The following is a 22,567-nucleotide window of genomic DNA, read 5'->3' as shown; positions in this document are numbered from 1 at the left end:
TGGATGCTGCTGATGGGTCCGTATGGACGCATCGCAGCTTTCAACTCGCGGCGACGTTCGTTCGCGCTCGTGCGAGTCGTTCGCTGCCGAGCGCTTGAACAAGCACGCACGGTACAGTCGTGCGCCTCAACATCGATAAGGAGTCGAAATGTCGGACCCTGACAGTCATCCCCTATGTCGCTCACCTCTGCCTTTGTTTTTAAGCGAGGAAAGCAAGTAGACCTTTGCCGCCGCGCCAATGATCCGCCCGGTCTTCCGTGTCTACTGGCTTTCCACAATAACGCGTCAAGCCAGACGCACGGAGCACAATCATGAACTTCGGCCTCCTCCTGTCGAACCTGCCGCACGTCGACGAAGCACGTGTCCAGTACGACGCGATACTTTCGCTGCAAACGCAGGAACACCACCGGTTCGCCGCCTTCTGGCGCCGCCTGAAAGCCCTCATGTCCTGAGCAACTGTGGGGCTTCCCACCATACGCGGGCTACGCCGTCGGTCAACGACATACGTCCCTGAAGCTCACCGCTTTCGGGCAATGGATCAATGCGCTCGCGACGCGCAAAACGCTTAGCCGGATAGTGCGACGACGCCCGCGGCTTCGCCGCACGACCCAGTTGACCCGGATATTGCCGAAGCGTATGGACGTTGCCGATCGTCGCGCTCGCTTTACCTGGATCCAGCCGCGCGGCAGATTCCGGTGGTGGTGAAACTCATCACTCCCATATCGTGGCAGCAACTGCGTCCCGGTCCTCGAACGCACAGGGGCGTTGCTACCGAGCCGGCCCTGCTGCGTACGAGCGGTAGTCCGCCGTGGACTGCGGTCATTCGCGCTGCATTCGCGGATGGCTGTTGATGGCCGAGGCTGTGTCAAAACCCGCGCGATCACCTAGACTGAATCAACCTGTTAGCGGGAGAGGCGGAGGTGGGGCGATTTGTCGAAGGTGCGAACAGCAATCAGGCAACGTTGCTGCCGGAATGGACAGTTGAGCATGTGTTCGGCACACTCAAGCACTGGATGGGATCGACGCACTTCCAGACGCGCGGACTTGGCCATGTCGGAGCTGAAATGAGTTTGCATGTGCTGGCCTACAACCTCAAACGCGTCATCAGGATTCTCGGGGTCGCAAAGACGATGCGTGCAATGAAGCTGGCAGGCACGTGAACTCGCGTGCCGACGCTGTTTGCCAGTAAGCACGATTGGGTCATCTGCCGGTATCTCGGCCTAACGCAACGGCGCTTCCCACCGGGCGTCACCGGTCCACCGTTCTGCGCTTTTTTACACGGCCTCGGCCGATACCTGTAGTTCGAAATTGACTGCGCAGCAGGAGCGCAGGCCGATCAGATAGGAGCGCAGGCCGATCAGATGACTGCAAAGGCGCTCCAGCAGTTTTGCGTACCGAGGCGCGGTACTCATGCCGGGTGTTCAACGCGATTGAGGTCTACGAAAAACGACGCGAGATCGTCCTTACCAAACGTGGCGACCGCCTGCGGTTCGAAGCAGTGCGCGAATGAAGCGTTCGAACATCACCGTGTGCTGCACGATAATCCGGCAAGTACCTTCGTGCGGCAGACCCGGTCAGGAATGTGCCTTCGCGGAACGATTCCGAGCGGTGCTACATCTGCAGGCAATTCGCCATCAAGCCGACGGATGATCGGTGCCGCGTAGACCTTCCAACACCTCATCGCGCCATTCGCTTTTATTCGCACGGGAAGCTTTAATACCTCAATACCTGAACGTCGCCGACGCTTCCGATGCGGGACTGTCCGGTTGGACATTGAATGCCGTCCTCATCATATTGAGGCGATAGGCCACGCGCCGCGGGTAGTCTTTGGCGCCACCGCTATAGCGCCGGAGCGCGCCATTGACATCGCCATCCGACGCCGCGATGTAGTCATGCAGGATCGATGATCCGATGCTGACATTGGTACCCGCATCGTTCAGATCGGAGGTGCGAAGGACGAGGTCCTTGTGCTGCGAGGGCAGGATTTGCATGAGCCCCCTCGCCCCTGCCACGCTCACGGCGAAGCGGTCGAAATTAGATTCGACCGCGATGACGGCAAGAAGCAGGATCGGCGAGATCGTATCGCGTTGGGCGGCATGCACCACTGCCCGTCCAATCTTCATTGCTTCCTGCAAACCCACGTGAAACCGCACATTGAGCATCGTCGCGATGTCTTCAGCCGTGGGGCTACCTGGGGAAGTCGCCTCGGAGACGGGGTCGGGCGGCGCAACGACCGATGCGTCAGCGCCGTAGGTCATGCCGCTGAGCGATCCGGTGGCCAGCAGTGCAGCGAAAACAATCGCGCGAAGGCCACGGGAACGAGCGCGTGGCAGATCACCGAAATTGTTGTTCATGTTCGTGAGCGTTTAGCAAGTGAAACAGCTTGAAAGGCTATGCCGCGCGAAAGAACAATTTCAGAAAAAGGTGACCTTCAGGCGAAAAAATTGCGTAAACATTCCGTGATTTTCTCTACCATTTACTCGGGATATATACGTAATCCACAAAACTTTGCAGAAGTCCGCCTGCGATCGGTGCGAGAATCTTTTACGTGGTCAAGCGATCATTGGCGTCGATGCCACCCTCACATTCAGGATTGGTCATGCTGGGCTTGATGTTCTGGAAACACGCGAGCGGCGAAGAGACCGAAGAAACCCACGAAGGTCAGTTGAACACCTGCTGCCAACGCGAGCAGTGGCTGAAGATGCTTGTCCTGTCAGGCGCAGCGATTGTCATTGTGGCCGTCGCTCTCGGCCTTCCAATCGTCGGCCTCTCGGTCTATCTATTCGCGTCGGTGCCATTCATTCTGTTTGGCTCTTGACAGCGGGCGACGGACCCCGAGGGGGGCAGGACGGGCCGCTTTGCTGGTCGGGGTTGAGACGTGTTTTATTTTTTTTCTGTCAAGTTACAAAAATCCGGAAGTTCGCCGGAACCTCTGGCGCGGTCTGGCGTCACCCCTCCATGACGCCGCGCCTCCGGACGTTTACTTTTTCTGTGGAAGCGATGGCGGAAAGGCGCAATGGAGCGGGCGGGGCACCACGGGATGCTGCACCAAAGGATGTAGTGGGAGGGCGCATGCTGGCGCAATGTGCATGGCACGCACCATTCGGACGTACTGCTGCGACTTCGCGGACGCACACTCTACGTGAAATGCTTAAAGGCAGCGCGCCTTGCATGTGCAAAGCGCGCGGTGGGCGAATCGATCAGACATCCTTACAAAGGAGGAATGAAGCAGAGCGCTTCATCAAATCGCGGCCGTGCATCCACTTCAATCGTTATCTTCGACACGAACGGGAATCGTCATTGATGAACCAGACAACGAAGCGATCGATCGAAATCGACTTTTTCAGGGGTTTCGCATTGATTGCCATCGCACTCGATCACATCCCGTCGAGCGTGCTTTCGCATGTGATGCTGCACAACTTCGCGTTCTGCGACTCCGCGGAAGTGTTCGTGTTCGTGAGCGGCTACGTATGCGCGGCGACCTGGCTCTCCATCGCCGAGCGCAAGGGAGAAAGGGCGGCCAACCGTCGCTTCTGGCGGCGCGGGCGCGAGGTCTACGCCGCGTATCTGTGCACCGCCGCGCTCATGCTCCTGTCGGGTGCCGCCGCGGCGATGCTGCGTGTCGATTCACCGCTGGTGGCCGAGTCGGGCTATCTGCGCTTCGCCGCGCAGCCGTTCACGATGCTCGCCAATATCGCGGTCTTTCGCGATCAGCCTTACCTCGCGGGCGTGCTGCCGATGTACATCATGCTCGTGACGGTCTTGCCGTTCGTGATGCCGCACGCGCGCCGTTCGCCCGATGTCGTGCTGGTGGGCAGTTTCGTGCTGTGGTTCGGCGGTTGCTGGCTTGCCGCGTGGTTGCCTGCGGCTCCGGGCGCGTCGTGGCCGTTCAATCCGTTTGCCTGGCAGGCCATGTTCATGCTCGGCCTGCTGTGCCGCCTCTATCGCGTCTCAAGTGCTTTCCAGGTTTCGTTGGCGGGTCGCGCGTTGACCGTGTCCGCTGTGTCGCTGGTTGCAACGTTCGCGTTCATTCAGCTCTTCGCGGATCTGGACCCGCAGCCCGGCTACATGAAGCAGAACCTCGCAAGCGTGCGGATCGTGAATTTCGCCGCCATTGCCTGGCTGGCCGCGCAGGCGGTGCGCAAGGGCTGGATAGCATGGCTCGCACAACGGCTGCCGGCCGTCATCACGGTGGGGCAGCAGGGCCTGGTGTGCTTTGTGGGCGGCGCCCTGGCCTCCAATGCAATCGACACGCTCCTGCGCGCAACGCATGTCACGGATTCGCTACCCGCGAGGCTCGCCGGTGACCTGCTCGCGATCGGCGCGCTGCTCATGCTCGCGGGCGGCGCGCGACGACTGAAATCGGTACGGCCGCGAGTCGCGCTTACGTGAAACATCGAAGGTGAGTGTTTGCGGGAGACGATACCGGCTGGCAAGAAAAGGACGGCTCGACAAGAGGAAAGCGGCCTCGTACCGATGGTGCTGATGCAGACAGGCGAAGTCGTGTTCGGCGGCCCAGGCTCCGGACTTTTCAGCATGGTTATCTATGTAATGCTGGCTGTGTTCGTTGCCGGGCTGATGATTGGCCGGGCGCCTGAATACCTGGGCAGGAAGATCGACGCGTTCGAGATGAAGATGGTCGCCGTGGTCATTCTCTCGACCCCCATCCTGGTGCTGTTCGGCACCGCAGCGTCCGTGCCGGTGCCGGCCGGGATCGCAGGCATTGCGAACCCCGGCCCACATGGGTTCAGCGAGATTCTCTACGCGTTCTCGTCCGCGGCAAACAACAACGGCAGCGCGTTCGCCGGCCTGTCGGCCAATACGCCGTACTACAACTGGATGCTCGTGATTGCGATGTGGTTTGGCCGCTTCGCCGTGATCGTACCCGTGCTGGCGATTGGCGGATCGCTCGCGGGCAAACTTCGGCGAGAAGCGGGGCCGGGTACGCTGCCGACGCACAGTCCGCTCTTTGTCGGATTGCTGATTGGTACGGTGGTCATGATTGCGTCGCTCACTTATCTGCCGGCGCTCGCGCTGGGACCCATTGCCGAGCAATTGAGCTCAGCAGTCAGGCATTAGCCGGACGCCGGCCGGCTTTCCCGCCCACGAGCTGAAAAACCTCGGGGCTTGCTCTACGAGTTCGTTGTCTCGAACTCAATGAGATCCGCGCACGGATGACTGAACTCGAGGACGCCCTGCCGGCGCTCATGATCTCTACGCAGAACGTTTATGAAACGCTGAATCCCTTTTACGCGATTTTTTGATTGAGTCCCGTAAGCTTCGATGCAGAGAAGTCACAATGCTGCGACAGGACCACCGTATGTCTACTCTGGTGCACTTTACACGTCGAACCAAGCTTCCAGATCCGGACGATTCCGGAACCGGAATTGATCGCCGGCGCGCGCGTCTGCAGTGCATGCGCGCGATCGGTATCGCCGGAGCGCTCGTGGCTTGTGTCGCGGTCGCGTCGGGCTGGGCCGTTGTGGGTCTTGCCGCATACGTCGCGTCGCTCGCGCCGCTGATCATCCTTTCCTGGTGAGGCAGGAGGCGCCATGCGGTGTACGCCTGTTTCGATACAACCTGACGTCAGCTTCACGCAGGATTCAGTGGACGCTGGCCGGGTGATCATCAGGCCATTTGATCCCGGGCACAACCTGAATTCGCAGATCACGAAACTGCTGCACCGGGCGGCCGCGTCGGTCGGTGTCGCGGGCAACCTCCCGGTCCATTGCCAGCGAAGGGAGCGGACGGTGCATCGGGACACCGTGGACGAGGCGTGCTTTGTCGCCGTGTGCAAGGGTCGCCTCGCGGGAACGCTAACCCTGCGCGCGACAGACCCGGCTTCGGCCTGCCGGCACTTTCGGCGGCCAGATGTCGCCACGGTGCATCGGTATGGTGTCGAACCGTCGCAGCAGCGGCGGGGCATCGGCCGCGCGCTGCTTTCGTTTGCCAACCGCTGGGCGGCGGCGCACGGATATATGCAACTGGCCCTGGATGCGCCGATGAACGCGCACCGCCTGCTAGATTTCTACCACGGCCAAGGCTTCAGGCTGGTTGATACCGTCCGCTTTCCTGGCTGTGAATACGAGAGCGCCGTCCTGAGCCGGCCGAGCCTGCCCGGCTGGCCGTGTTCCCCAACGTCGCGTATTAGCTATCGCTCGCGATAAGCAGGTATCGCCGCGTACCATTGCCCCAGTGGGCGCTTTAGCAGAGAGACGCTGGAATGAGAGCAAGACATGAGAAGCCCGACCCTCAGGTCACGCATGCAGGAGCCTCGCCCCGCGGCCGAGGTGTGCCGCGCAGGCGCGCACTAGTCAAAATTGCGGTTCTGGTCGTGCTCGCCAACCAGATCCTCACGACGGCGTTTTCCTTCCTTGCGCACCGTAATTATCCCGACGTCGCGCCTGGCCTCACGGTGCTGTTCAGCTTCGCGTTGTGCGCAATCCTGATTGTCTGGATTCGCACGGACGCGAAGCTCGCATGGGAGGACGCGGTCGAGTCTGGCTTCGTCAGTCCCGTCGCGATCGCTCGTGGCGGCATGGTCGCGATCCGCTCGGAATGCCCGCGCCGCTGGCTGGTCGTGCTGCATGTGGAATGGGAGGGCGGATTGGCCGTGACGGAGTAGTGCGGGACCTTTACGATCTTTTTACTTGCCAGTCTGCCACTGCGTAATACAATGTTCGAAAATGAATCACACAGAGCCGTTCATATGAGCGCCATCCGAAGTTCCCGTCCCCCGAGTCGTTTCGCTGCCTGACAGGCAGGACGTCTGCGTCTCTTTCCTTTGAGCCACCGTCTTGCAATCAGGCAAGCGGTGCGCATCGTAGTCATTCCCAACCACCAATCGCGCCAGCCGGATAGCGCAACTGCGCCTCTGCAGGCTCGCAGTGCGGCCGCGTCCAGCTCCAGGCGGGTTGCCAGAACCCGGAATCGGGTCGTGTGGCCGACGTAGGTCCTGCTTCAAGCGTGGTTATCGCAGCGCGTGGATGTTCCGCAAACGGGCCGATTGGTCTCCTTGTGAAGAGGAGTACTTATGAGAAATCCAGGTGTGAAGGATCGGAGGGCGGGTTCGGTGCGACTGAGTGCGCACGAGATGGCAGCATTGATGCTGCTCGGCTATGCGCCGGTCAAGCTCGAGGTGGAAGATCCCGACATGATTGCCCTTCAGGATGCAGGGCTTGCGCGACGGACTGAGTATGACCCTGGTTGGCAGGAATTTTCGATTACGAACGAGGGCAGGGACATGTTGCGGGCACTTGATGCATTGAACGCCTCCTGAAGACGTCACTGAAAGGCTCGCCGCATCAGGCACGTTATGAATGTGGTGGCGTTCTCCGGAATGAGGCACTGCGGATAGTCAGTGTAGTCAGCAAACATCGCCACCGTTCTTAAATTTCAATTAAACAGCACTACTTATTGATTACCAGTTGTATAAAGGAGCGCACCATGTTTGAACTCAGCAAGCAATATTCTCGCGAAGCGATTCACTCGGCCTGCGGGGGCAGCAAGCAGGCCTTCCTTCCCGCGAAGAATGGAAGGGTCGTGGCTGCCTGCCTGCGGATGGATCTGAATCCGCAGGCGCCGGACGTCATCATCTGCGACGGCAGTGCTTCGGGGCGTGCTGCTGGCAGGACGCTTGCGGCTCAGCGGGACGCGATTCCGGTATTCATCAAGATCGAAGTCGACTCGTACCGCTTCGTCGGTCTGTTCGCAGTGTGCGAGTCCCTGACCGCGCCCCTCGACTGTGCGCCATATGTGAGCAACAGCGGGTTCACGCCGGGCCAGGTGTCCCGCGTCCTGAAGATGAGGCGTTGCCAGTGAGTGTTCGTCAGCGACCACGAGGCCGGGAGGGCGGCATGGTGGAACTCATGAAAGAACGCGCGGCTGCTCATGGCCGCCGCGCATTGCTGAATTGAGGTCGAGCCTCGCGCCCATCTCGACTGCGCGGTTAGGCGGCACCCCCAGGTGGGTGGTCGCATCCAGTTCGTTTTTGCGCAGCAGAATAAACATACGCAGGTAAGAATTGCGTGCCTCCCGCCCGGTGTTTACGACATTTTTCCTTGTGACACGCGGGCACTCTCCTTAGACTGGCGCACCACGTTGGTCGAGCGATGAGGACAAGGATGAATACGCCGGACCCCCGCAAAGAGAAACTGGCAAACCCGGACGAGGTGATGTATCGCCATTTGCTTGCGCGGATGCGCTGGCGCGGATGGCTCAAGGTGGTCACGCTGACGATGGCGGTCGATCAGTTGCTGATTGCAGTGTTCTCGTTTGCCGCGCGGAGTCTTGATCCCAGCATTGGCGAAACGCCAACGCTCATCTTCAGTTGCATTACGTGCATACTGGTGAGCAATTGGCTGGTTTCGGACGCGCGCGCAGCGTGGGTAAGCGCGAAAAGAAGCGGCTACACCGGCACCGCGATAGACGCCGTCAAAGGCGAGAGTGTCGTGATTGCGGCGCGCTGCCCACGTCGCTGGTTGGTTGTTCTTCATATCCAACTAAATCCGCAACTCGTCATGCGACGTTAGCGATGGCGGCGCAATTAAAGTGGAGTCCGCCACAGTATCCGGCCTTCGAGTTCCGCGGAAGGATCTTCTTTCCGCTCGTTCAATGAAGCAACATCACCGGCACTGAGCAGACGCGCCGCAGGCACGCGAGCATCGTCCACTTGCGCAGAAAGCCTCGTCCACGCGCATCTACCACAACGATATCAACATCGGCAGCTTCAACACACGCGGCGATAACGCGCGCAGTCGGCCCGGCGACATGCCGGGACGTGTAGGGCACACCCGCATCGTCGAGGATGGCGCAAACGTGCTGCAACGGCGTAGGCGTGAGCGCTCGGTCCGGAGACAGCGATCCGCTCCGCGATTTTGCACCGGCGTGTGCATGCCCTGTTGGCTTGCAAACTTCGACGACTTCGATCATCGAGACGCAGCGCTCCGCAAAAAGAAACGCGCTATGCCGCGCCGCTTCGGCTGCGCCGCGACTGTCGACAATGGGGATGAGTAGTTTTAGCATGGTCAGGCCTCCCATACGAGAGGCGCGAGTGTTGCGATACAGACGGCAAACCCAATGACTGGCTCGCCGATTGCGATTGAGGTCATCGCTGCGGCCGCACCCAGAAGTGCAACAACATGGAGGTGCGCGCGCACGAGGCGCCGGCAGTTGAACGAGATATGCCGTGGCCCGATCTCGCATTTTTCGGGTGAAGAATACGTGTGAGAATCAAGCGAACGCTGTGAGTAGGTAATCGACATGAATGCCTCTGGTTAATTGATGTGGATATCGACTCCGTGACGCTATCGAAACATGTATATACGGCACACAGACATGTCGTCGGAAAACGTAAACGCGGCGTATATATTTCCTCGAGTTTTTCGGAAATGCATCTTTTTACGCACGTTTTACGCGAAGCTCGCTACGCTAGGTTTCATCGACACAACGCACGCACGACGTGCCCCTTCGCATGGCTTACGCACACTTGCTTCCGGTTCCCGATACGCCGTCGGTTTTGCGCCGTTTGAGCGGCAAACTCTTGCCGTACTACGCGCCGCGCGCCTGGCTCGATATCACGCTCTGCGGTAAATCATTGGCCGACACGCGTTCGCATCTGACGCTGCTGCTGCACTCGCCGCTCGGCGTCTATGTCACGCGCACAGGCGAGCAGAAGAACTCGATCCACGTTCGCATCGAGATCGCGCCGGAGGATTTCGACTTCGTCCTGCATGCGCTGCTGCACGCCGTCCCCGAAGCGACGGTGAGTTATCTGCGTCCGCGTATCAATGCGAAGGTGAATTGACATGTTCAATGGAATCTGGATCCCGCTCGTGACGCCGATGCGTGGGGGGGCGGTCGACGTGTCCTCACTGGAAGCTTTGACAGATCGCCATGTAGCGAGCGGAATTGCCGGCTTCGTCGCATTGGGAACCACTGGTGAGGCCGCACTGCTCGACGCGCGGGAACGCAGCGTGGTGTTGCAGGCGATCACGGAGGTCGTCGCGGGGCGGTTGCCGGTCGTGGCAGGCGTAGGAGGCATCGACACCGCGGCGTTCATCGACGAAATCCATCGTCTGCAAACGTGGGATCTTGCGGGATATCTGGTCTCCGCGCCTGCTTATCTGTGTCCGGATCAGGCCGGTCTTATCTGGCATTTCGAACAGATTGCTCAAGCCACAGAGCGCGATATCGTGCTATACGACGTGCCGCATCGTACGGGCGTAGGGCTCGCGGCAACGACGGTCGCAAGACTGGCGCAGATCGCCAACATTCGCGCAATCAAAGCGTGCGCCCGTGAGCGATTCGCAGCGTTTGGGACGTTGCCCATCGCCATGCTGTGCGGCAACGACGACTCGTTTCTCGACTGTCTGCGCGCTGGCGCAACCGGCGGGATCCTTGCGAGCGCCCACGTCTGCGGCGATCTGCTTGCCGCAGTGCAGACACTGTTCTGCGCTGGCAAAGGCGACGAGGCGTGCAGACTTTTCGCGTGCATCGAGCCGGTCGTGCGTCTGCTGTTCGCTGCGCCGAACCCGAGCGCTATCAAGGCGATGATGTCGCTCGACGGCAGCATTTCTGCCGAAACGCGCATGCCGATCACGCCGGCGCCCGATACGCTCCTTCGGCGCCTGCTAGTGGCGCGCGCCACGCTTGATGAGTTACGGGCATCAATGCCGGCTTACGGCGCGGTTGAGAGCTGATTTTCGCGCCTTCGCACAATTCGAACCCGCGCGCGACTCGCTCCCTACATGTGCCACGTGGGCTCTGGATTGGACTGGGGATGAGCCGGCGCATGTGGGCGTGACGCTGATTTTGTCTTCCCGCTAACGCGTTTGCTTGCGCGTGACGGGATGAGTGTGCCCGCTGATTAACGGCGACGCTGGGTTGCCACGCCCAGGCTGTAGGTGCAATTCTACATAAATATAATGATCGAATTTTTAATTAATAAGGAAACCTAAACTAACGTCATGCATTCTTCTGGTAACTATGGTTTTTTGCGTCTGCGTCATGCGTCAGCTTTGCCCTACATCGATGGCACGCGATTCGCCCGTCTGTGATCCTTCGCATCGTCCATCGCCCGATCCACCATTTAGCTGGAGGAACGATTGCGTTGATGCGTCGGCGATTTGCGTGGCGGCCTCCGGCCTCGCGATGCGCGTCACTGAACCACATATAGATGCAGAAAGAAGCAGAGATCTTCTGGCGGCAATTTGCGGGACACGTGAAGGGCCAGTTTCCGAACGCTCGGCCACCATGAACCGGCCGCACAGTATCCTGCCCGAGTTTGGCGCGGTCATTCCCCTGTCGAGGACTACGCTACGCCGGTTGGTCGGCGTCCTCGTGGCGCATGTTCGACCGTCGACGCTAGTCCAACTGATCCACCGGAGACATGCCAACTATCGTTAATTGGGCCAGCGGGCTCACGATCTTCGAGGCTCCAGCCCTCTCCACGCCTTGTAGATGTGACAAGCAGCACGGGCGCCGAAAGGTGGGGCAAATGGACTCACTAGCGTGCGGGAAAGTCGGATGGACCTCTTCCGCGCTCTGAGGTCGCGAAATTTAGTTCTTCACTTGTGCCGCGGCCGCCCGTGTGAGCGATCGGTCGCCTCGCTGGCACGCGCTTGGTCGGTGGCGGTGTTCGCGCGGCTTTTGACCGGATTCGCTATTTTCTTGTTCGAGCGACGTGATTTTTTGAGCCTCCGTTCGACTTCGGCAAGCAGCTCACTGGGCGAGCATTTCAAAGCGGCAGCAAGCGCGAACAGCGTAGTCAGCGTTGGCTGGTGCTGGCCCAGCTCAAGCATGCTGACATACTTGCGCTGTACATCGGCCTCAAAGCCGAGTTGTTCCTGTGTGAGCCCCGCGAGAAGACGGTGCTCGCGCAACACGGCGCCAAAGACTTCCACCAACTCCAAAATTCTCTCCCAGTGAAATGGGAGCACTCTCCGTTTGGCGCTATAATTTGTCTTCCCAGTACACTGGGAATAGGGCGGGAAATATCATGCTGAAACCTATGTGTGGACCGGGTTCGGCAGGTTTTTCGTGGTGGTGATGTGTTCTCGGGAGGGTGTTTGATCCTCTTGGGGAACACGGCGCGGCCACGGGCCGGCAAGTTGATAGAGAAAGCAATGAGGTAGTTGGCCGTATGTTTGTGACGAGTGAAAAGAACCGGTTGCCGCCGTATGCATTGCCGTTCGGCGAGCCCGAAGGCGCGACCGCGTGGACGGCGATCGAGCAGCTGATTCCACGGGACGTGCTGATCCTGCGGGTGTCGCCGGCTCGCTCGCGGGTCGTCCCGTCGATTGTGATGCTCGATCTGTCCACCACGGCGCCGCACCTGGAGCAGTTCGTCGGCGGGGACGTTGTGCTGCGGGGCGCCGCCGTGCTGAGCACAAAGTTCGCACGCGAAGTTGACCGCTGGACGCTCGATCCGTTGAGCGAGATCCGGGTGGGGGTTACCGAGTCCGAACGGTACAGCCAGGGCGAGCGGTTGGTGACGGTGACCCGGTTCACGACCGCGGCGGGGCGCACGTTCTCCGTGCCGGTTGCACTGGCAACGCGCCCGGCGCGCGGCAGGCGGCTCTGGCGCGCGAAGGCGCCAGCGACACAGGCCCGTTCCTGACGCAGACCCGCTGTGGTTGCGCATCCGGAGCGGGGGGCCGGCCTTGGCTATTGAGGAGCCGGACACGCGCCCGCGGCGACGGGGTGTGCCCTCGTGCTGTATCTCGATTTCGACGGCGCGCTTCACCAGGGGGGGGCGTCTGGCGCCGTCCTGGCTCCGGACCGTATGTCGCGAGCCCGCCGGGTCATGCGCTGTTTGAAAGCGCAGCACTGCTTTTGCGCTGCCTCGAGCCGTACCCTGAGCTGCGCATCGCCGCTTGGGGTGCAGGTCTGGGGCGACGTATGCCGACGGCGGCCCGAGGCATGGCTCGGGCTCGACGACGATGCCGGCTGGCCGGCGGTGTGCGGGGCTCAACTGGTGCAAACCGACCCCGTGCTGGGCATCAGCGCGCCAGCGGTCCTCGCGGAACCGCAGACTCGGCTCGCCGCGCTGCGCGGGCCGGAAAAGGGCTCGCCGTGATAATCCGCCTTATCACGGGAAGGAGACATGCGGCGACGGCGGGAGAATGGATGTTGGCTTGTCCCTGGACACCTTATGCAAGTGACCGATTTTCGACCGGCAGACGTAACCGCCACGACACCTCCTGAAATCGAGGCGACGCGCCACCCGGTGCTGTTTCTGGATTTTGACGGCGTCCTGCATGCCTACGATGAGCTGGCGCTCGACGACAACTTCCGCCTGATAGAGAACCCGAACCTCTTCATGTGGTGCCCGGTCCTTGAGCGGATACTTGCACCCTTTCCCGAGGTGCGCATTGTTGTCAGCTCGGACTGGCGAAGACTGTTTGACGATGCGGCCCTCATCAAGCTGCTGGGTCCGCTCGGCGCGCGGTTTGCCCGGTGTCGTCGAGGGGTATGGCCCGACCCGGGCCGCTGAAATCTTGAGGGAGGTGCAGCGCAGGTCGATTGCCCACTGGCTTGCCCTGGACGATCATCCGAGCGTTGTCGATGCGGCGCGCGAGGACCGCCACTTCATCGCCTGCTCCGGACGTACCGGTGTGGCCTCAACCGACGTGCAGCAGGCGCTTCGTCAAGCGCTGGAAGCGCTCCAGAAGGGTGGCGCCTCCCTGCACCCGCAGGGACGGACCGGCAGATGATATCTACCGGTTTTGCCTGAGCGGGTCAGGATCACGCCGCTGCCGGAGGTGGCGGCTGGTGCAGACGGGCTGTGGGAAAGGCCAAACACCTTTGCTGCATCGGGCGGGCTGCCATACGGCTGCCGAAGCGTGCGAGGGCGCGCTCCGGCGCCGCAGGAGAGAGAAGGTTAGAACATGACGGATACAGGCTTTCACGGTGCGTTGCGCTGGCCACTGCCGGCCGACGCCGAAGGCGGTGGGACCAGCCGCTACTACATCGACACGGAATTCACCGATTTCCGGCAGTGCCAGCTCATCAGTCTCGCCATCGTCGGCGAGAACGGGGACGAGTTCTATGGCGAGCGTACCGACTTCGATCCGGCGCTGTGCAGCGACTTCGTCCGCGCGGTGGTGCTGCCGCAGCTCGGCCAGTTCGAGGGGCGCGCGATGCCGTTCGTCGCGCTGCGCGAGGCACTGCGTGCATGGCTCGTGAACGTGCCGCACGACACCGGGCCGGTGCTCTGCTACGACTACGAGACGGACCTGAACCTGTTCCGGTTTCTGATGGGCGGCCCGCTACCGGGCGGCTGGCGGCTCGAGAACATCGCGGGCCAGCGCGACCGGGCACGCCTCGCCGCATACTACGCCCGCCATGGCGGCGAGCACCATGCGCTGCATGATGCGAGGGCCAATGCCTATGCCTGCGCCGGTTGAATGCGGAATGTCCGCGCGGGAACGATCCTCCGGTCGTTCGGGGCCTGGCGGATGCGTCCTTTCCCTGAAAGGCCCACAGGAATGACGGGGAGACCGCGATGAGCGGGGCGCGGGAGTGGATACCGCTATCGCTCGCAGCGCAGTTCGCGCAGCGCCTGCGTGACCGCCGGAAAGCGTCAGGGATGACGCAGCCCGAACTCGCACGCAAGGCGGGCGTTGCGAAATCGACCTATGTGCACTGGGAGAGGGGGCTGGTATCGGAGCGGACACACTCGAAGCTGCAATCCGGGATGTCGCGGCGTGTCTGGCTACCCGGGGACGCAGTCTGCTCGGACGCGAGCAGCCGCTGGACGAGAGGGCCCGGCGTGATGCCGACCTGCTGGCCCACCGCTATGGCATTGGCGCGCATCGGTGGCCCTTGGTCGACGTGGCCATCTCATACGGGATGGATCCGTCGCACACGCGCCAGACTGTCGCACGCATGATTGAGCGCGCGACAGAGTTTGAGTTTGTGATTCCGGTGCTGGACTCGATCGTGGAGGCGGCCGAGGCGGACCCTTTGTCCACGACCGCCGCCGCCGGTGATCGCATGCGTGACCTGCTGGGGCCGTCCCTGAGTCTGGATCGTGCCGATGCGTTTGCTGGCGAGATGCTGTCCCGGCGAATCAGCGATGCAGGTGTCCCCATGGCTGTGGCCGACTTGCGTGCCGGGATCTCGCAAAAGGCGAGCTTCGAAGCCGTTCAGGGCGACAACACGTACATGGGGCAACGCTCGTTGCACGAGAATCTTGAAGAGAGGACTGCTGATGAACAGGCCGCGCAGCAATGACGACGGGGATGCTGGCAATGAGGGCGCCCCAGTGCAGCAAGCCGCCAGACAGGCTGTATTTGAAGCGTGCGACTGGCTGACTGCGGCGCAGGTGGACAGGCTCGCCTGCCCGGATGCTGATACCCAGCCTCTCCTGGCAGAGCGCTGGAAACAGGAGGGGCGGCTCTTTTCCGTCCGGCGCGGGCAAGGCGAATACTTTCCGTCCTACGGGCTCGATCCTGAGCGGCAGTACCGACCGTTGGCCGCCCTTGCGAGGGTCCTGCACGTGTTTGGTGAGACGAAAGATGGCTGGCGGCTCGCATTCTGGTTTGCGTCGGTCAACAGCTGGCTCGACGGCAGACGCCCGCTTGACCTGCTGGCCGCGGAGCCCGAGCGTGTGATTGCCGCTGCGCACGAAGAGGCGCGCGGCGTGCCGTACGGCTAGCCGCGACAGCAATGCCGGAAAGGGAGAAAGAGGACAGTGCGCGAAGAGTTGTCGAGAATCCTGCGGGAACGATACCCGCTCATTTTTGCAGTTGATCTGGCAGTCGCCGACATGCCGGACGCCATGCCATCGGTATTCTCACTGTGGGGATTCGAGTGCGGAGATGGCTGGTTTGATCTGATTGACGTGTTGTGCGCGCGACTGCAACTCGCGACAAGGCATGGCGCACCGCAGGTCGTCGTGAGGCAGGTCAAGGAAAAGTTCGGGACGTTGCGCTTCAATGCCTCCGGCGCCGACGAGCGACAACGCGGCATGATTGAACTCGCCGAGATGATGAGCGGGCGGCTGTGCGAAACATGCGGCAATCCAGGACAGACGATCGAGACGGGGTGGATGCGAACCCGATGCCCTGTCCACGCAGGAAAAAGCTGACAAGGTACATCGATCATGCGGTTGGCGGTTTGCAAGGTCCTCGGAAAATGGTCATGCAGGGTGTCCTTTCGCATGTCATTGAGGTCGTCCTGGCAGGCCAGATCTCCCAGAACTGGTGAATCTACGCGTGCCGCGTGAGCCGGATGAGTGTGCGCAAACACGGTTCGATCCCGGAGGGGTTTAAATGGGTGTAAATGGGTGTCCTATTGGCTCATGCTCCAACTCGAGGCCTCGCAAATCACGCTGGAGAGATCCCAAGCGCTATTGCCTGGATCGACGACTTCAACTTGCTGCAAGACAGATTGGCCACGCCCCGCGAAGACCTGTACAGGCCGTGGTGAGTCACGTCAGGAAGTCGCCGACGCTTCCAGCGTCTTTCGATGGAGCAGGGTGCTCGACACGTCCAGCGGAATTCGGCACTATCGAATCACGCTGGCGAACTACACCTCGATCCCATGCCGGATGCGCGAGACCCGTATGGGTCCGGTTGGCGCGTAACCGGCCGACCGGCACCGTATCGCCGACTGAAAGGATGCCGCAGTGCTCGCTCGATATGCGTTTTCCCGCGCCGTCGATGTATGAATCACGATATCAGGCAATCGCATTCGCGTCAGACGTAAGCCAGTCCCTTTCGTTTCTCGTAGACATAACCTTCACGTGCCGCTGCGCGGCAGGGCAGATCACCGGAATCGCCGGAGCCATCATGACCGTAAGGAAGATCCACGGCATCACCATCCTGCCGAGCCGCGAACCCGTCCGGCCGGTCAACATTGACCTGTCTGGCCCGGAGGGCGAGCGGATCGTGCGCGCCGCAGTTCGGCGCGTCCTCGCGACCCATGCGAAGGTCATCAGGGCGCTCGCTGAACGTTAAACCGTAAGCGGACTGAACGAGCGCCGTCCTGACGAGTCGCTGGGAATTTCAGGCGCTTGTGCGAAACGACCGTTGGCAACCGTTCGTCGACGCGATTGACGGGGTATTCGGTGATGCGAGCAATGACCTGGCGTAGGGAGGCCCCGGAATTCAGACCATTCAGTTTGGCGGTGCCGACCGCGTGTAGATTTCGGCGTTGCGCTCGCCGCCGCTATCGGAACAGAAGTTGTTCGCGAATCCTGCCGGAATGGCCCTGAAGCTTTGGCTGATTGTCCCATAGAGCCGGCCCGGATATGACAAGCCGACGCCGACCCCGGGCTGCTCCTCGAAATCCTTCGCCTGGGCCTCAGGCGCTTTTGGCCGCGCGCTCTGCCGCTGTCACAGTCTGTGAGATCAGCGTCGAGATGGTCATTGGGCCGACGCCCCCTGGAACTGGCGTCACGGCAGCGCATCGATCCAGCAGGTCGCCGGACTCAATGTCCCCAACACCGCCGACGTGGTAGCCCGCATCGACAACGATAGCCCCGTCGCTTATCCACTCGCCCGGAATGAAATTGGGCTTCCCTACAGCGCCGACGACGAGTTGCGCACGCCGAACTTCAGCTTCGAGATTGACGGTCTTCGAATGGCACAACGTGATCGTCGCGTTGGCGTTGGCCAACATGAGAGCCATGGGTTTTCCGAGAATCGGACTGCGTCCCACGATAACGGCGCGCTTGCCTGATACGTCAATCTGATAGTGTGAAAGCAGGCGCATGACTCCGGCTGGAGTTGCAGACCCGAAGGCGGGTTCACCGAGCGCCATGAGCCCAAAGCCATGGCTGGTAACGCCATCGACGTCTTTTGCAACCGAGATTCGATCGAAGCAGGCGCGTTCGTCGACATGTGCCGGAACCGGATGCTGGAGCAATATGCCGTGTACATCCGGATCTGCATTCAGCTGGTCGATTTGCGACAGGATGTCTTCGGTTGTCGCCGATGAAGGGAACGTGATCGCGCGCGAATCCATTCCAACTCGGCGGCACGCATTGCCTTTCATGCGCACATAGACCGCCGACGAAGGATCGTCGCCCACTAGAATCGTCGCCAGCACCGGCGTCTGCCCGCCGTTCCTTGTCTTGAGTGCAGTAACGCGATCAGACAATTCGTGTTCCTGGAGTGCCGCCAGTCTTTTGCCATCAAGCAGAATGGTCACAGGACCTCCTGCCGTGCGGGCTTTGCCTCTACCTGTTCAAACACAGGTGGCATGCAAAAACTGCACCGTGAGGTCGAAAGTATCGGTGGGCGCGGCCGGCCCAGTGAAGAGTGCAAGAACAAGACGGAGATGGGGGCAGTGATCATTGGAAGTCTCAGGAATGGACGATCAAGATGCCCAGGCGAACGGCGGCGCTGCGTCTACGCTCCCCGATGGGGCTCCATCCGTTCTCGCCAGTCACGTAGATGTCGAATTCTACCGCATCCCGCGGTTCACGAATGACTCAGCCGGGTACAAAGGACTTCGCCTGCCCGAGGCCGAAGCCGGGACGAGGGTCATCCGGCGGCACCCACCTCGAGCGACGTCATATATCGCAGCACGTCGTCCGTACGATCTTCCGAAACCAGTTGCTCGGCCGTCTTGTAATCGAAGAGGGGCAGTGGCTCGTTGCGATACCAGAACAGCGCTTTCGAAACGTCGCCAGACAGATCCGTTGCTGCACGGATGACGCGCAGGGCCTCCCGTAGGAAGCGCTGAACGCTCTCGGCGCCGGACATCCTGCTGATCGTGTTGCTATGGACGTGTGCCTGGCGTTCAAATGGATACGCATCCTCTACCGTTGCTGGCAGACCGGGACACGATACGATGAAAGCATCTACCTGAACGCACTGAGGAAGCGAGGCTCGCCCCTTCTTGCAAACCTCACGGTTCCCCCTCCAAAAGCTTGACTGAGTGACTCAGGGCGTGAAGCGGTCTGTCCTCGCACCGAAAGGAATGTCCGTTTGCCGTGCCCCAGAAGCCAGCCAGATGCCAACGCGCTACCCTTCGGTTGCTTGATAGTTCGATAATGTGCGGCTTCGGCGCGGCACGGGTGCTGAGACTGTCCGTCACAGCCGCGCGCTGGCCAGCGTGCGGGCGATTCACGCATCGCGGATCAATGCGCCTGGTGTGCCGCCGGTTGCGCCGTGGCCGCATGGTGAGCGATTTGCGGCAGATCCAGCGACAACGCGCCGAGTTCGCTCACACACGACTCGGCATAGCTGCTCGACTTCGCCTTGGCCCACGCGGCGCCGTTGCCGGTGAGCGTGTCGTAGTCGAGTTTCCTTCAAACGTCGAACTGCCGTTTGTTAGCTGGACAGCGCCGGACGTAGCAGGTGGACGCTCGGACGCCCGTCCAGGCTGGCTGACGGACGATGACAAGGTGGATTACGAGTTGACGGAACCATCTGCGGGCGCGCCTTTCCTGGCCGCGCGCAGACGCTGAATTTGCTCCAGCACGATCCGGTGATCGTAGGGTTTTGATAGTGCGGGACCGTCATCGCATAATCTTGCGGCTTTTTCGACCGATCCGGCAACGCTTCCAGCCAGGATCACCCGAATGTCGGGGAACCGCTCGCGTATCCACTTCGCCAGCGCGAATCCGCTGCGGTCAGGGCCCCCAACGTCCGCAAGCACGATATCGACGGCTGAAGGCTTGTCGGCGAGTAGGGCCTGGGCCTCTACGCTGTCAACCGCCTCCATGACGAGGTATCCGCATTCGCGTAGATATTCCGCAAGCGGTGCGCGAACGAGTATGTCTGCATCAATAATCAGGATATGAGGTGTAGTCACTAAGACCCTTCCGGTGGTAGCAAGCCCAGCACTGAAAAAAATAACGTCACCGTGTGTGGGATGCGATACGGTTTCGCGACGAAGAACCCCGTCGGCAGGCCGGCGCCAAGCTGAATGTCGCCGGAAGTGAGGATGACGGGAATGCCAGGATGGTCTCTGGCAATCAACTCGGCCAGTTGTCGACCGTCTAGCACGCCGGGCATTTGTATATCGGAAAACACAAGGTCGACCTTTCCTCCGGCGCGGATATAGGCCAATGCATCATCGGCGCAGCTCGCCTCAATCACGGCAAACCCAACCGCACGCAGTTCTTCGGCCAAGGCCACGCGAACAAGGATGTCATCCTCGGCGACCAGGACGTGAGCCACGCCTTGCTGCGGCTGCGGTTGAGGCACCATCGATTTTCCCCGAGGAAAGCGCGATCACACCACAGCTAGGTCGCAATTGTCGTTCCCCACCGGGGTTGTTCGGGCGTGTCTTGTCGGTGCGCTACGGCGGGTTTTCCTGCGCCAAAGCCTTGTCTGGCAATGGTTTGGGCCCGACGCCCCTGCGGGGCGTAGCGCGGTCTTGTAACGCATCCAGTGTGAAACCGAAAGACAGGCAGGCTCAAGGCAATCATCTTTCAACTTCAGCTCCCCATGAGAAGCCTTGCCACGTCCATGCGCGTTGAGACGAGAGAAGGGTTGATCGAACGTGACCAAGTTCGACCCGTGACGGTCCCGTTGATTCCGATGTCCTTTGTCGATTACGGAACGGCCATCCAACGAGCGAAGTCACCAAGGTATTGGGCCAAGTGCCCCGCTTGCGTCATTGACTTGATCCGCGGTAATACGCTTCATCAGCTTTTTTCCTGTTCGTACGTACGACCGGCAGCGGCGCAGGCTATAACTTCCGGACTGGATTACCGGTCGTGCAATGACAACACGCGCTCTCAGGAACGACTTATGCGCACTTACCGCTGGCGCCATTTCTGATCAGACGTTCATCTGGCGCTAACAGGGGCGTACCGCGATGGTTACGACACGTGCAGACATTGCAGATGGGGAACCCCGAAGGCAGATTCGCGGACGCCGCGCGACGGCGTTGATTCAGTATGCATGCAAACCGATCAGTCTGCTCTTGCGTTACGTCCGGGCACATCCCTACGGCCACCTGGTGGTCCTGTCTGGCATCGTGGCAGCCATTGCCTGTTCGCTGGGCGCCCAGTTCGCGACGAAGAATCTCATCGACACGCTACCTGCAGGTCACGCGCATCCCGGTCGTGTAGTGGAGGCATTCCTCATCATCGTTGCACTCCTGTTCGCGGATAACCTGTTCTGGCGTCTTGCAGGCCTGGCCGGCGTGCGGACCTTCGTCGCGGTGACAGGGGATGTACGCCGTGAACTGTTCGGATACCTCACCGGTCATTCGCCCGCTTACTTTTCGAACATGCAGCCGGGTACGCTTGCGAGCCGGATCTCGTCGACCGCCATCGCCATTTTCACGATCGAAAATATGGCGGCATGGAGTGCCATTCCGACGCTTCTGTCCGTATTGGGATCCGTTGTACTTATCGGCTCGGTAAGCAAAGGAATGGCTTTCGCCCTAGCTGGAATTTCCGTATGCATGACAACGTTCCTGTCCTGGATCGCCAGAAAGGGAGGGGAGCGTCACTTGCATTTTGCTTCTCGGGCCGCGTCAGTCGACGGGGAACTGGTCGACCTCATCGGCAATATGTCAACTATCCGGGCGTTTGATGCGACGGCACGCGAATGCCTGCGCTTCGGCAACTTTCTCGACAGCGAGATCCGCTCACGCCAATCCTCATTGCGTCACCTCGAAAAGCTCCGCCTGGTCCACGCTATCATGACGGTGTTACTGTCTTGCCTGCTGCTGGGATGGGTCATCTGGCTTTGGAGCGAGGAGCGCGCCACCACTGGCGATGTCGTGCTGGTGAGTTCGCTAGGCTTCGCCATCCTGCACGGCGCGCGAGATCTTGCCGTGGCGCTCGTGGATATGACCCAGCATGTCGCCCGTCTTGCGGAGGCCGCGCAGTCCTTGCTCATCCCGCGGGAAATGGAGCAGGGAGTGGACGTCCCGGATCTGCAGATTCGCGACGCGAACATTGATTTTGAGAATATCTCGTTCTCGTATCCGGGACGACGTCGCGTGCTTGATCACTTCAGCCTGCATATCGATGCAGGGCAGCGCGTTGGGCTTGTCGGAGTGTCCGGCGCCGGCAAAAGCACGGTACTCGCGCTGCTCCTTCGCTGGTTTGATCCACCTGCGGGCGCCGGCGCAGTATGCATATCCGGGCAGCGCCTATGTGACGTGAGCCTGAGGAGCCTGCACGATGCGGTGAGTATCGTGCCTCAGGACATTTCGCTGTTCAACCGTTCGCTGCTCGACAACCTGCGCTACGGCCGCCCTGAGGCAACGGAAGATCAGGTGATGAAGGCCTGCGAGCATGCAGGGTGCCTGGAGTTGATCCGTTCGTTGCCCGACGGCCTGAACACCGTTGTGGGTGAGCATGGATCGAGCCTTTCTGGCGGCCAGCGGCAGCGAATCGCGATCGCGCGCGCCTTCCTGAAGGACGCGCCAATCCTCTTGCTCGATGAGGCGACGTCCGCACTCGATAGCGCGTCGGAAGCTGTCGTCCAGGCTGTGCTGGAAAAGCTAATGAAGGGCCGTACGGTTGTGGCCATCGCTCATCGTCTTTCGACGTTGCAGAACTTCGATCGCATCGTTGTGATCCAGCACGGGCGCCTTGTCGACGATGGCACGCCGCGGGAACTGACGCGTCGGCCCGGAATCTATC

Annotated in this window: 29 protein-coding genes, 4 pseudogenes and 1 riboswitch; of the genes and pseudogenes, 25 read left to right on the top strand and 8 right to left on the bottom strand. The window is 60.8% G+C overall.

Features of this window, described 5'->3' with window-relative positions; genetic code table 11:
• Positions 1-311 precede the first annotated feature (311 nt).
• Positions 312-452: a hypothetical protein gene (locus BFD71_RS41720; protein WP_176733011.1), complete on the top strand. Its 141-nt coding sequence runs from the start codon at positions 312-314 to the stop codon at positions 450-452.
• Positions 453-977: 525 nt separating this feature from the next.
• Positions 978-1,160 (top strand): annotated as a pseudogene (locus BFD71_RS36005) (transposase); the annotation flags it as partial.
• A gap of 561 nt (positions 1,161-1,721) precedes the next feature.
• Here BFD71_RS36005 and BFD71_RS36000 read toward each other — a convergent pair.
• Positions 1,722-2,354, bottom strand: a complete 633-nt coding sequence (locus BFD71_RS36000) for a lytic transglycosylase domain-containing protein (RefSeq protein ID WP_069268971.1) — start codon at positions 2,352-2,354, stop codon at positions 1,722-1,724.
• A 245-nt stretch (positions 2,355-2,599) separates the two neighbouring features.
• Here BFD71_RS36000 and BFD71_RS35995 point away from each other — a divergent pair, with 245 nt between their 5' ends.
• The 8 genes and pseudogenes from BFD71_RS35995 (at position 2,600) to BFD71_RS35965 (ending at position 7,821) form a co-directional block, all read left to right on the top strand.
• Complete coding sequence (locus BFD71_RS35995; RefSeq protein ID WP_069268970.1) at positions 2,600-2,818, top strand: hypothetical protein; 219 nt, start codon at positions 2,600-2,602, stop codon at positions 2,816-2,818.
• A 485-nt stretch (positions 2,819-3,303) separates the two neighbouring features.
• On the top strand, positions 3,304-4,392 hold the full coding sequence (locus BFD71_RS35990) for an OpgC domain-containing protein (protein WP_069268969.1): 1,089 nt from the start codon (positions 3,304-3,306) through the stop codon (positions 4,390-4,392).
• Between the two features lie 72 nt (positions 4,393-4,464).
• Positions 4,465-5,079 (top strand): annotated as a pseudogene (locus BFD71_RS35985) (potassium-transporting ATPase subunit KdpA); the annotation flags it as partial.
• A 241-nt stretch (positions 5,080-5,320) separates the two neighbouring features.
• Complete coding sequence (locus BFD71_RS41035) at positions 5,321-5,539, top strand: hypothetical protein (protein WP_141710919.1); 219 nt, start codon at positions 5,321-5,323, stop codon at positions 5,537-5,539.
• A 13-nt stretch (positions 5,540-5,552) separates the two neighbouring features.
• Entirely contained in the window at positions 5,553-6,167 is a 615-nt protein-coding gene (locus tag BFD71_RS35980) for a GNAT family N-acetyltransferase (RefSeq protein ID WP_069268967.1), read from the top strand.
• Positions 6,168-6,334: 167 nt separating this feature from the next.
• The gene (locus BFD71_RS35975) at positions 6,335-6,625 is read left to right on the top strand and encodes a hypothetical protein (RefSeq protein WP_256095069.1); all 291 of its coding nucleotides are present in this window, start codon (positions 6,335-6,337) and stop codon (positions 6,623-6,625) included.
• A 408-nt stretch (positions 6,626-7,033) separates the two neighbouring features.
• Positions 7,034-7,279, top strand: coding sequence for a hypothetical protein (locus BFD71_RS35970; RefSeq protein ID WP_083245676.1), 246 nt, complete (start codon positions 7,034-7,036; stop codon positions 7,277-7,279).
• A gap of 167 nt (positions 7,280-7,446) precedes the next feature.
• Positions 7,447-7,821 carry a hypothetical protein gene (locus BFD71_RS35965; RefSeq protein WP_069268964.1) on the top strand — a complete coding sequence of 125 codons (375 nt, stop codon included), beginning with the start codon at positions 7,447-7,449 and terminating at the stop codon, positions 7,819-7,821.
• Between the two features lie 45 nt (positions 7,822-7,866).
• On the opposite strand, the gene BFD71_RS41715 is transcribed toward BFD71_RS35965, so the two are convergent.
• On the bottom strand, positions 7,867-8,010 hold the full coding sequence (locus BFD71_RS41715; RefSeq protein WP_176733010.1) for a hypothetical protein: 144 nt from the start codon (positions 8,008-8,010) through the stop codon (positions 7,867-7,869).
• A gap of 113 nt (positions 8,011-8,123) precedes the next feature.
• On the opposite strand from BFD71_RS41715, the gene BFD71_RS35960 reads away from it, so the two are divergent.
• The gene (locus BFD71_RS35960) at positions 8,124-8,531 is read left to right on the top strand and encodes a hypothetical protein (RefSeq protein WP_083245675.1); all 408 of its coding nucleotides are present in this window, start codon (positions 8,124-8,126) and stop codon (positions 8,529-8,531) included.
• 79 nt (positions 8,532-8,610) lie between these two features.
• On the opposite strand, the gene BFD71_RS35955 is transcribed toward BFD71_RS35960, so the two are convergent.
• Positions 8,611-9,024 carry a universal stress protein gene (locus tag BFD71_RS35955; protein WP_069268998.1) on the bottom strand — a complete coding sequence of 138 codons (414 nt, stop codon included), beginning with the start codon at positions 9,022-9,024 and terminating at the stop codon, positions 8,611-8,613.
• 448 nt (positions 9,025-9,472) lie between these two features.
• On the opposite strand from BFD71_RS35955, the gene BFD71_RS35950 reads away from it, so the two are divergent.
• The gene (locus BFD71_RS35950; protein ID WP_069268963.1) at positions 9,473-9,805 is read left to right on the top strand and encodes a hypothetical protein; all 333 of its coding nucleotides are present in this window, start codon (positions 9,473-9,475) and stop codon (positions 9,803-9,805) included.
• Position 9,806: 1 nt separating this feature from the next.
• Positions 9,807-10,700 (top strand): 4-hydroxy-tetrahydrodipicolinate synthase family protein, encoded by an 894-nt coding sequence (locus BFD71_RS35945; RefSeq protein ID WP_069268962.1) that lies wholly within the window; start codon positions 9,807-9,809, stop codon positions 10,698-10,700.
• 867 nt (positions 10,701-11,567) lie between these two features.
• Here BFD71_RS35945 and BFD71_RS35940 read toward each other — a convergent pair.
• Positions 11,568-11,903, bottom strand: coding sequence for a helix-turn-helix domain-containing protein (locus BFD71_RS35940; protein ID WP_256095073.1), 336 nt, complete (start codon positions 11,901-11,903; stop codon positions 11,568-11,570).
• Positions 11,904-12,142: 239 nt separating this feature from the next.
• On the opposite strand from BFD71_RS35940, the gene BFD71_RS35935 reads away from it, so the two are divergent.
• The 10 genes from BFD71_RS35935 (at position 12,143) to BFD71_RS41025 (ending at position 16,964) form a co-directional block, all read left to right on the top strand.
• The gene (locus BFD71_RS35935; RefSeq protein WP_069268960.1) at positions 12,143-12,619 is read left to right on the top strand and encodes a hypothetical protein; all 477 of its coding nucleotides are present in this window, start codon (positions 12,143-12,145) and stop codon (positions 12,617-12,619) included.
• Between the two features lie 186 nt (positions 12,620-12,805).
• Positions 12,806-13,078 carry a hypothetical protein gene (locus tag BFD71_RS41030; protein ID WP_256095068.1) on the top strand — a complete coding sequence of 91 codons (273 nt, stop codon included), beginning with the start codon at positions 12,806-12,808 and terminating at the stop codon, positions 13,076-13,078.
• Positions 13,079-13,153: 75 nt separating this feature from the next.
• Positions 13,154-13,495, top strand: a complete 342-nt coding sequence (locus BFD71_RS42490) for an HAD domain-containing protein (RefSeq protein WP_256095067.1) — start codon at positions 13,154-13,156, stop codon at positions 13,493-13,495.
• Positions 13,410-13,715, top strand: coding sequence for an HAD domain-containing protein (locus BFD71_RS42485; RefSeq protein ID WP_256095066.1), 306 nt, complete (start codon positions 13,410-13,412; stop codon positions 13,713-13,715). Before BFD71_RS42490 ends, BFD71_RS42485 begins: the two co-directional genes overlap by 86 nt.
• Before the next feature lie 174 nt (positions 13,716-13,889).
• Entirely contained in the window at positions 13,890-14,408 is a 519-nt protein-coding gene (locus BFD71_RS35920) for a 3'-5' exoribonuclease (RefSeq protein WP_069268958.1), read from the top strand.
• Between the two features lie 98 nt (positions 14,409-14,506).
• Positions 14,507-14,893, top strand: coding sequence for a helix-turn-helix transcriptional regulator (locus tag BFD71_RS42930; RefSeq protein WP_083245673.1), 387 nt, complete (start codon positions 14,507-14,509; stop codon positions 14,891-14,893).
• Entirely contained in the window at positions 14,827-15,237 is a 411-nt protein-coding gene (locus BFD71_RS35910; protein WP_069268956.1) for a hypothetical protein, read from the top strand. Before BFD71_RS42930 ends, BFD71_RS35910 begins: the two co-directional genes overlap by 67 nt.
• Positions 15,215-15,661: a hypothetical protein gene (locus tag BFD71_RS35905; RefSeq protein WP_069268955.1), complete on the top strand. Its 447-nt coding sequence runs from the start codon at positions 15,215-15,217 to the stop codon at positions 15,659-15,661. The genes BFD71_RS35910 and BFD71_RS35905 overlap by 23 nt, the downstream gene beginning before the upstream one ends.
• A 36-nt stretch (positions 15,662-15,697) precedes the next feature.
• Entirely contained in the window at positions 15,698-16,093 is a 396-nt protein-coding gene (locus BFD71_RS35900; RefSeq protein ID WP_069268954.1) for a hypothetical protein, read from the top strand.
• A gap of 703 nt (positions 16,094-16,796) precedes the next feature.
• Positions 16,797-16,964 (top strand): acetyltransferase, encoded by a 168-nt coding sequence (locus tag BFD71_RS41025; protein ID WP_141710917.1) that lies wholly within the window; start codon positions 16,797-16,799, stop codon positions 16,962-16,964.
• 346 nt (positions 16,965-17,310) lie between these two features.
• Here the strand turns inward: BFD71_RS41025 and BFD71_RS35890 are convergent, their stop codons facing one another.
• Together BFD71_RS35890 and BFD71_RS35885 are read right to left on the bottom strand one after the other, a co-directional pair.
• Complete coding sequence (locus BFD71_RS35890; RefSeq protein WP_069268952.1) at positions 17,311-18,159, bottom strand: tetrahydrofolate dehydrogenase/cyclohydrolase catalytic domain-containing protein; 849 nt, start codon at positions 18,157-18,159, stop codon at positions 17,311-17,313.
• Between the two features lie 168 nt (positions 18,160-18,327).
• A riboswitch (ZMP/ZTP riboswitch) is annotated at positions 18,328-18,410 on the bottom strand.
• A gap of 84 nt (positions 18,411-18,494) precedes the next feature.
• Positions 18,495-18,752, bottom strand: a pseudogene (locus BFD71_RS35885) (DUF2384 domain-containing protein); the annotation flags it as partial.
• On the opposite strand from BFD71_RS35885, the pseudogene BFD71_RS42480 reads away from it, so the two are divergent.
• Positions 18,747-18,887, top strand: a pseudogene (locus BFD71_RS42480) (IS110 family transposase); the annotation flags it as partial. The pseudogenes BFD71_RS35885 and BFD71_RS42480 overlap by 6 nt on opposite strands.
• A 478-nt stretch (positions 18,888-19,365) precedes the next feature.
• Here the strand turns inward: BFD71_RS42480 and BFD71_RS35880 are convergent.
• Together BFD71_RS35880 and BFD71_RS35875 are read right to left on the bottom strand one after the other, a co-directional pair.
• Positions 19,366-19,770 (bottom strand): response regulator, encoded by a 405-nt coding sequence (locus BFD71_RS35880; protein ID WP_069268951.1) that lies wholly within the window; start codon positions 19,768-19,770, stop codon positions 19,366-19,368.
• A complete protein-coding gene (locus tag BFD71_RS35875) occupies positions 19,770-20,168 on the bottom strand; it encodes a response regulator (RefSeq protein WP_069268950.1) in 399 nt (132 codons plus the stop codon). The genes BFD71_RS35880 and BFD71_RS35875 overlap by 1 nt, the downstream gene beginning before the upstream one ends.
• Positions 20,169-20,781: 613 nt before the next feature.
• Between BFD71_RS35875 and BFD71_RS35870 the strand changes: the two genes are divergently transcribed.
• Positions 20,782-22,567, top strand: a 1,786-nt coding sequence (locus BFD71_RS35870) for an ABC transporter ATP-binding protein (protein ID WP_069268997.1), incomplete at its 3' end; no start/stop codon positions are given.

Source organism: Paraburkholderia nodosa (assembly GCF_001718195.1).
GTDB lineage: Bacteria > Pseudomonadota > Gammaproteobacteria > Burkholderiales > Burkholderiaceae > Paraburkholderia > Paraburkholderia nodosa_A.
The sequence above is the reverse complement of the archived record's forward strand: the minus strand, read 5'-3'. Positions and strand labels throughout refer to the sequence as shown.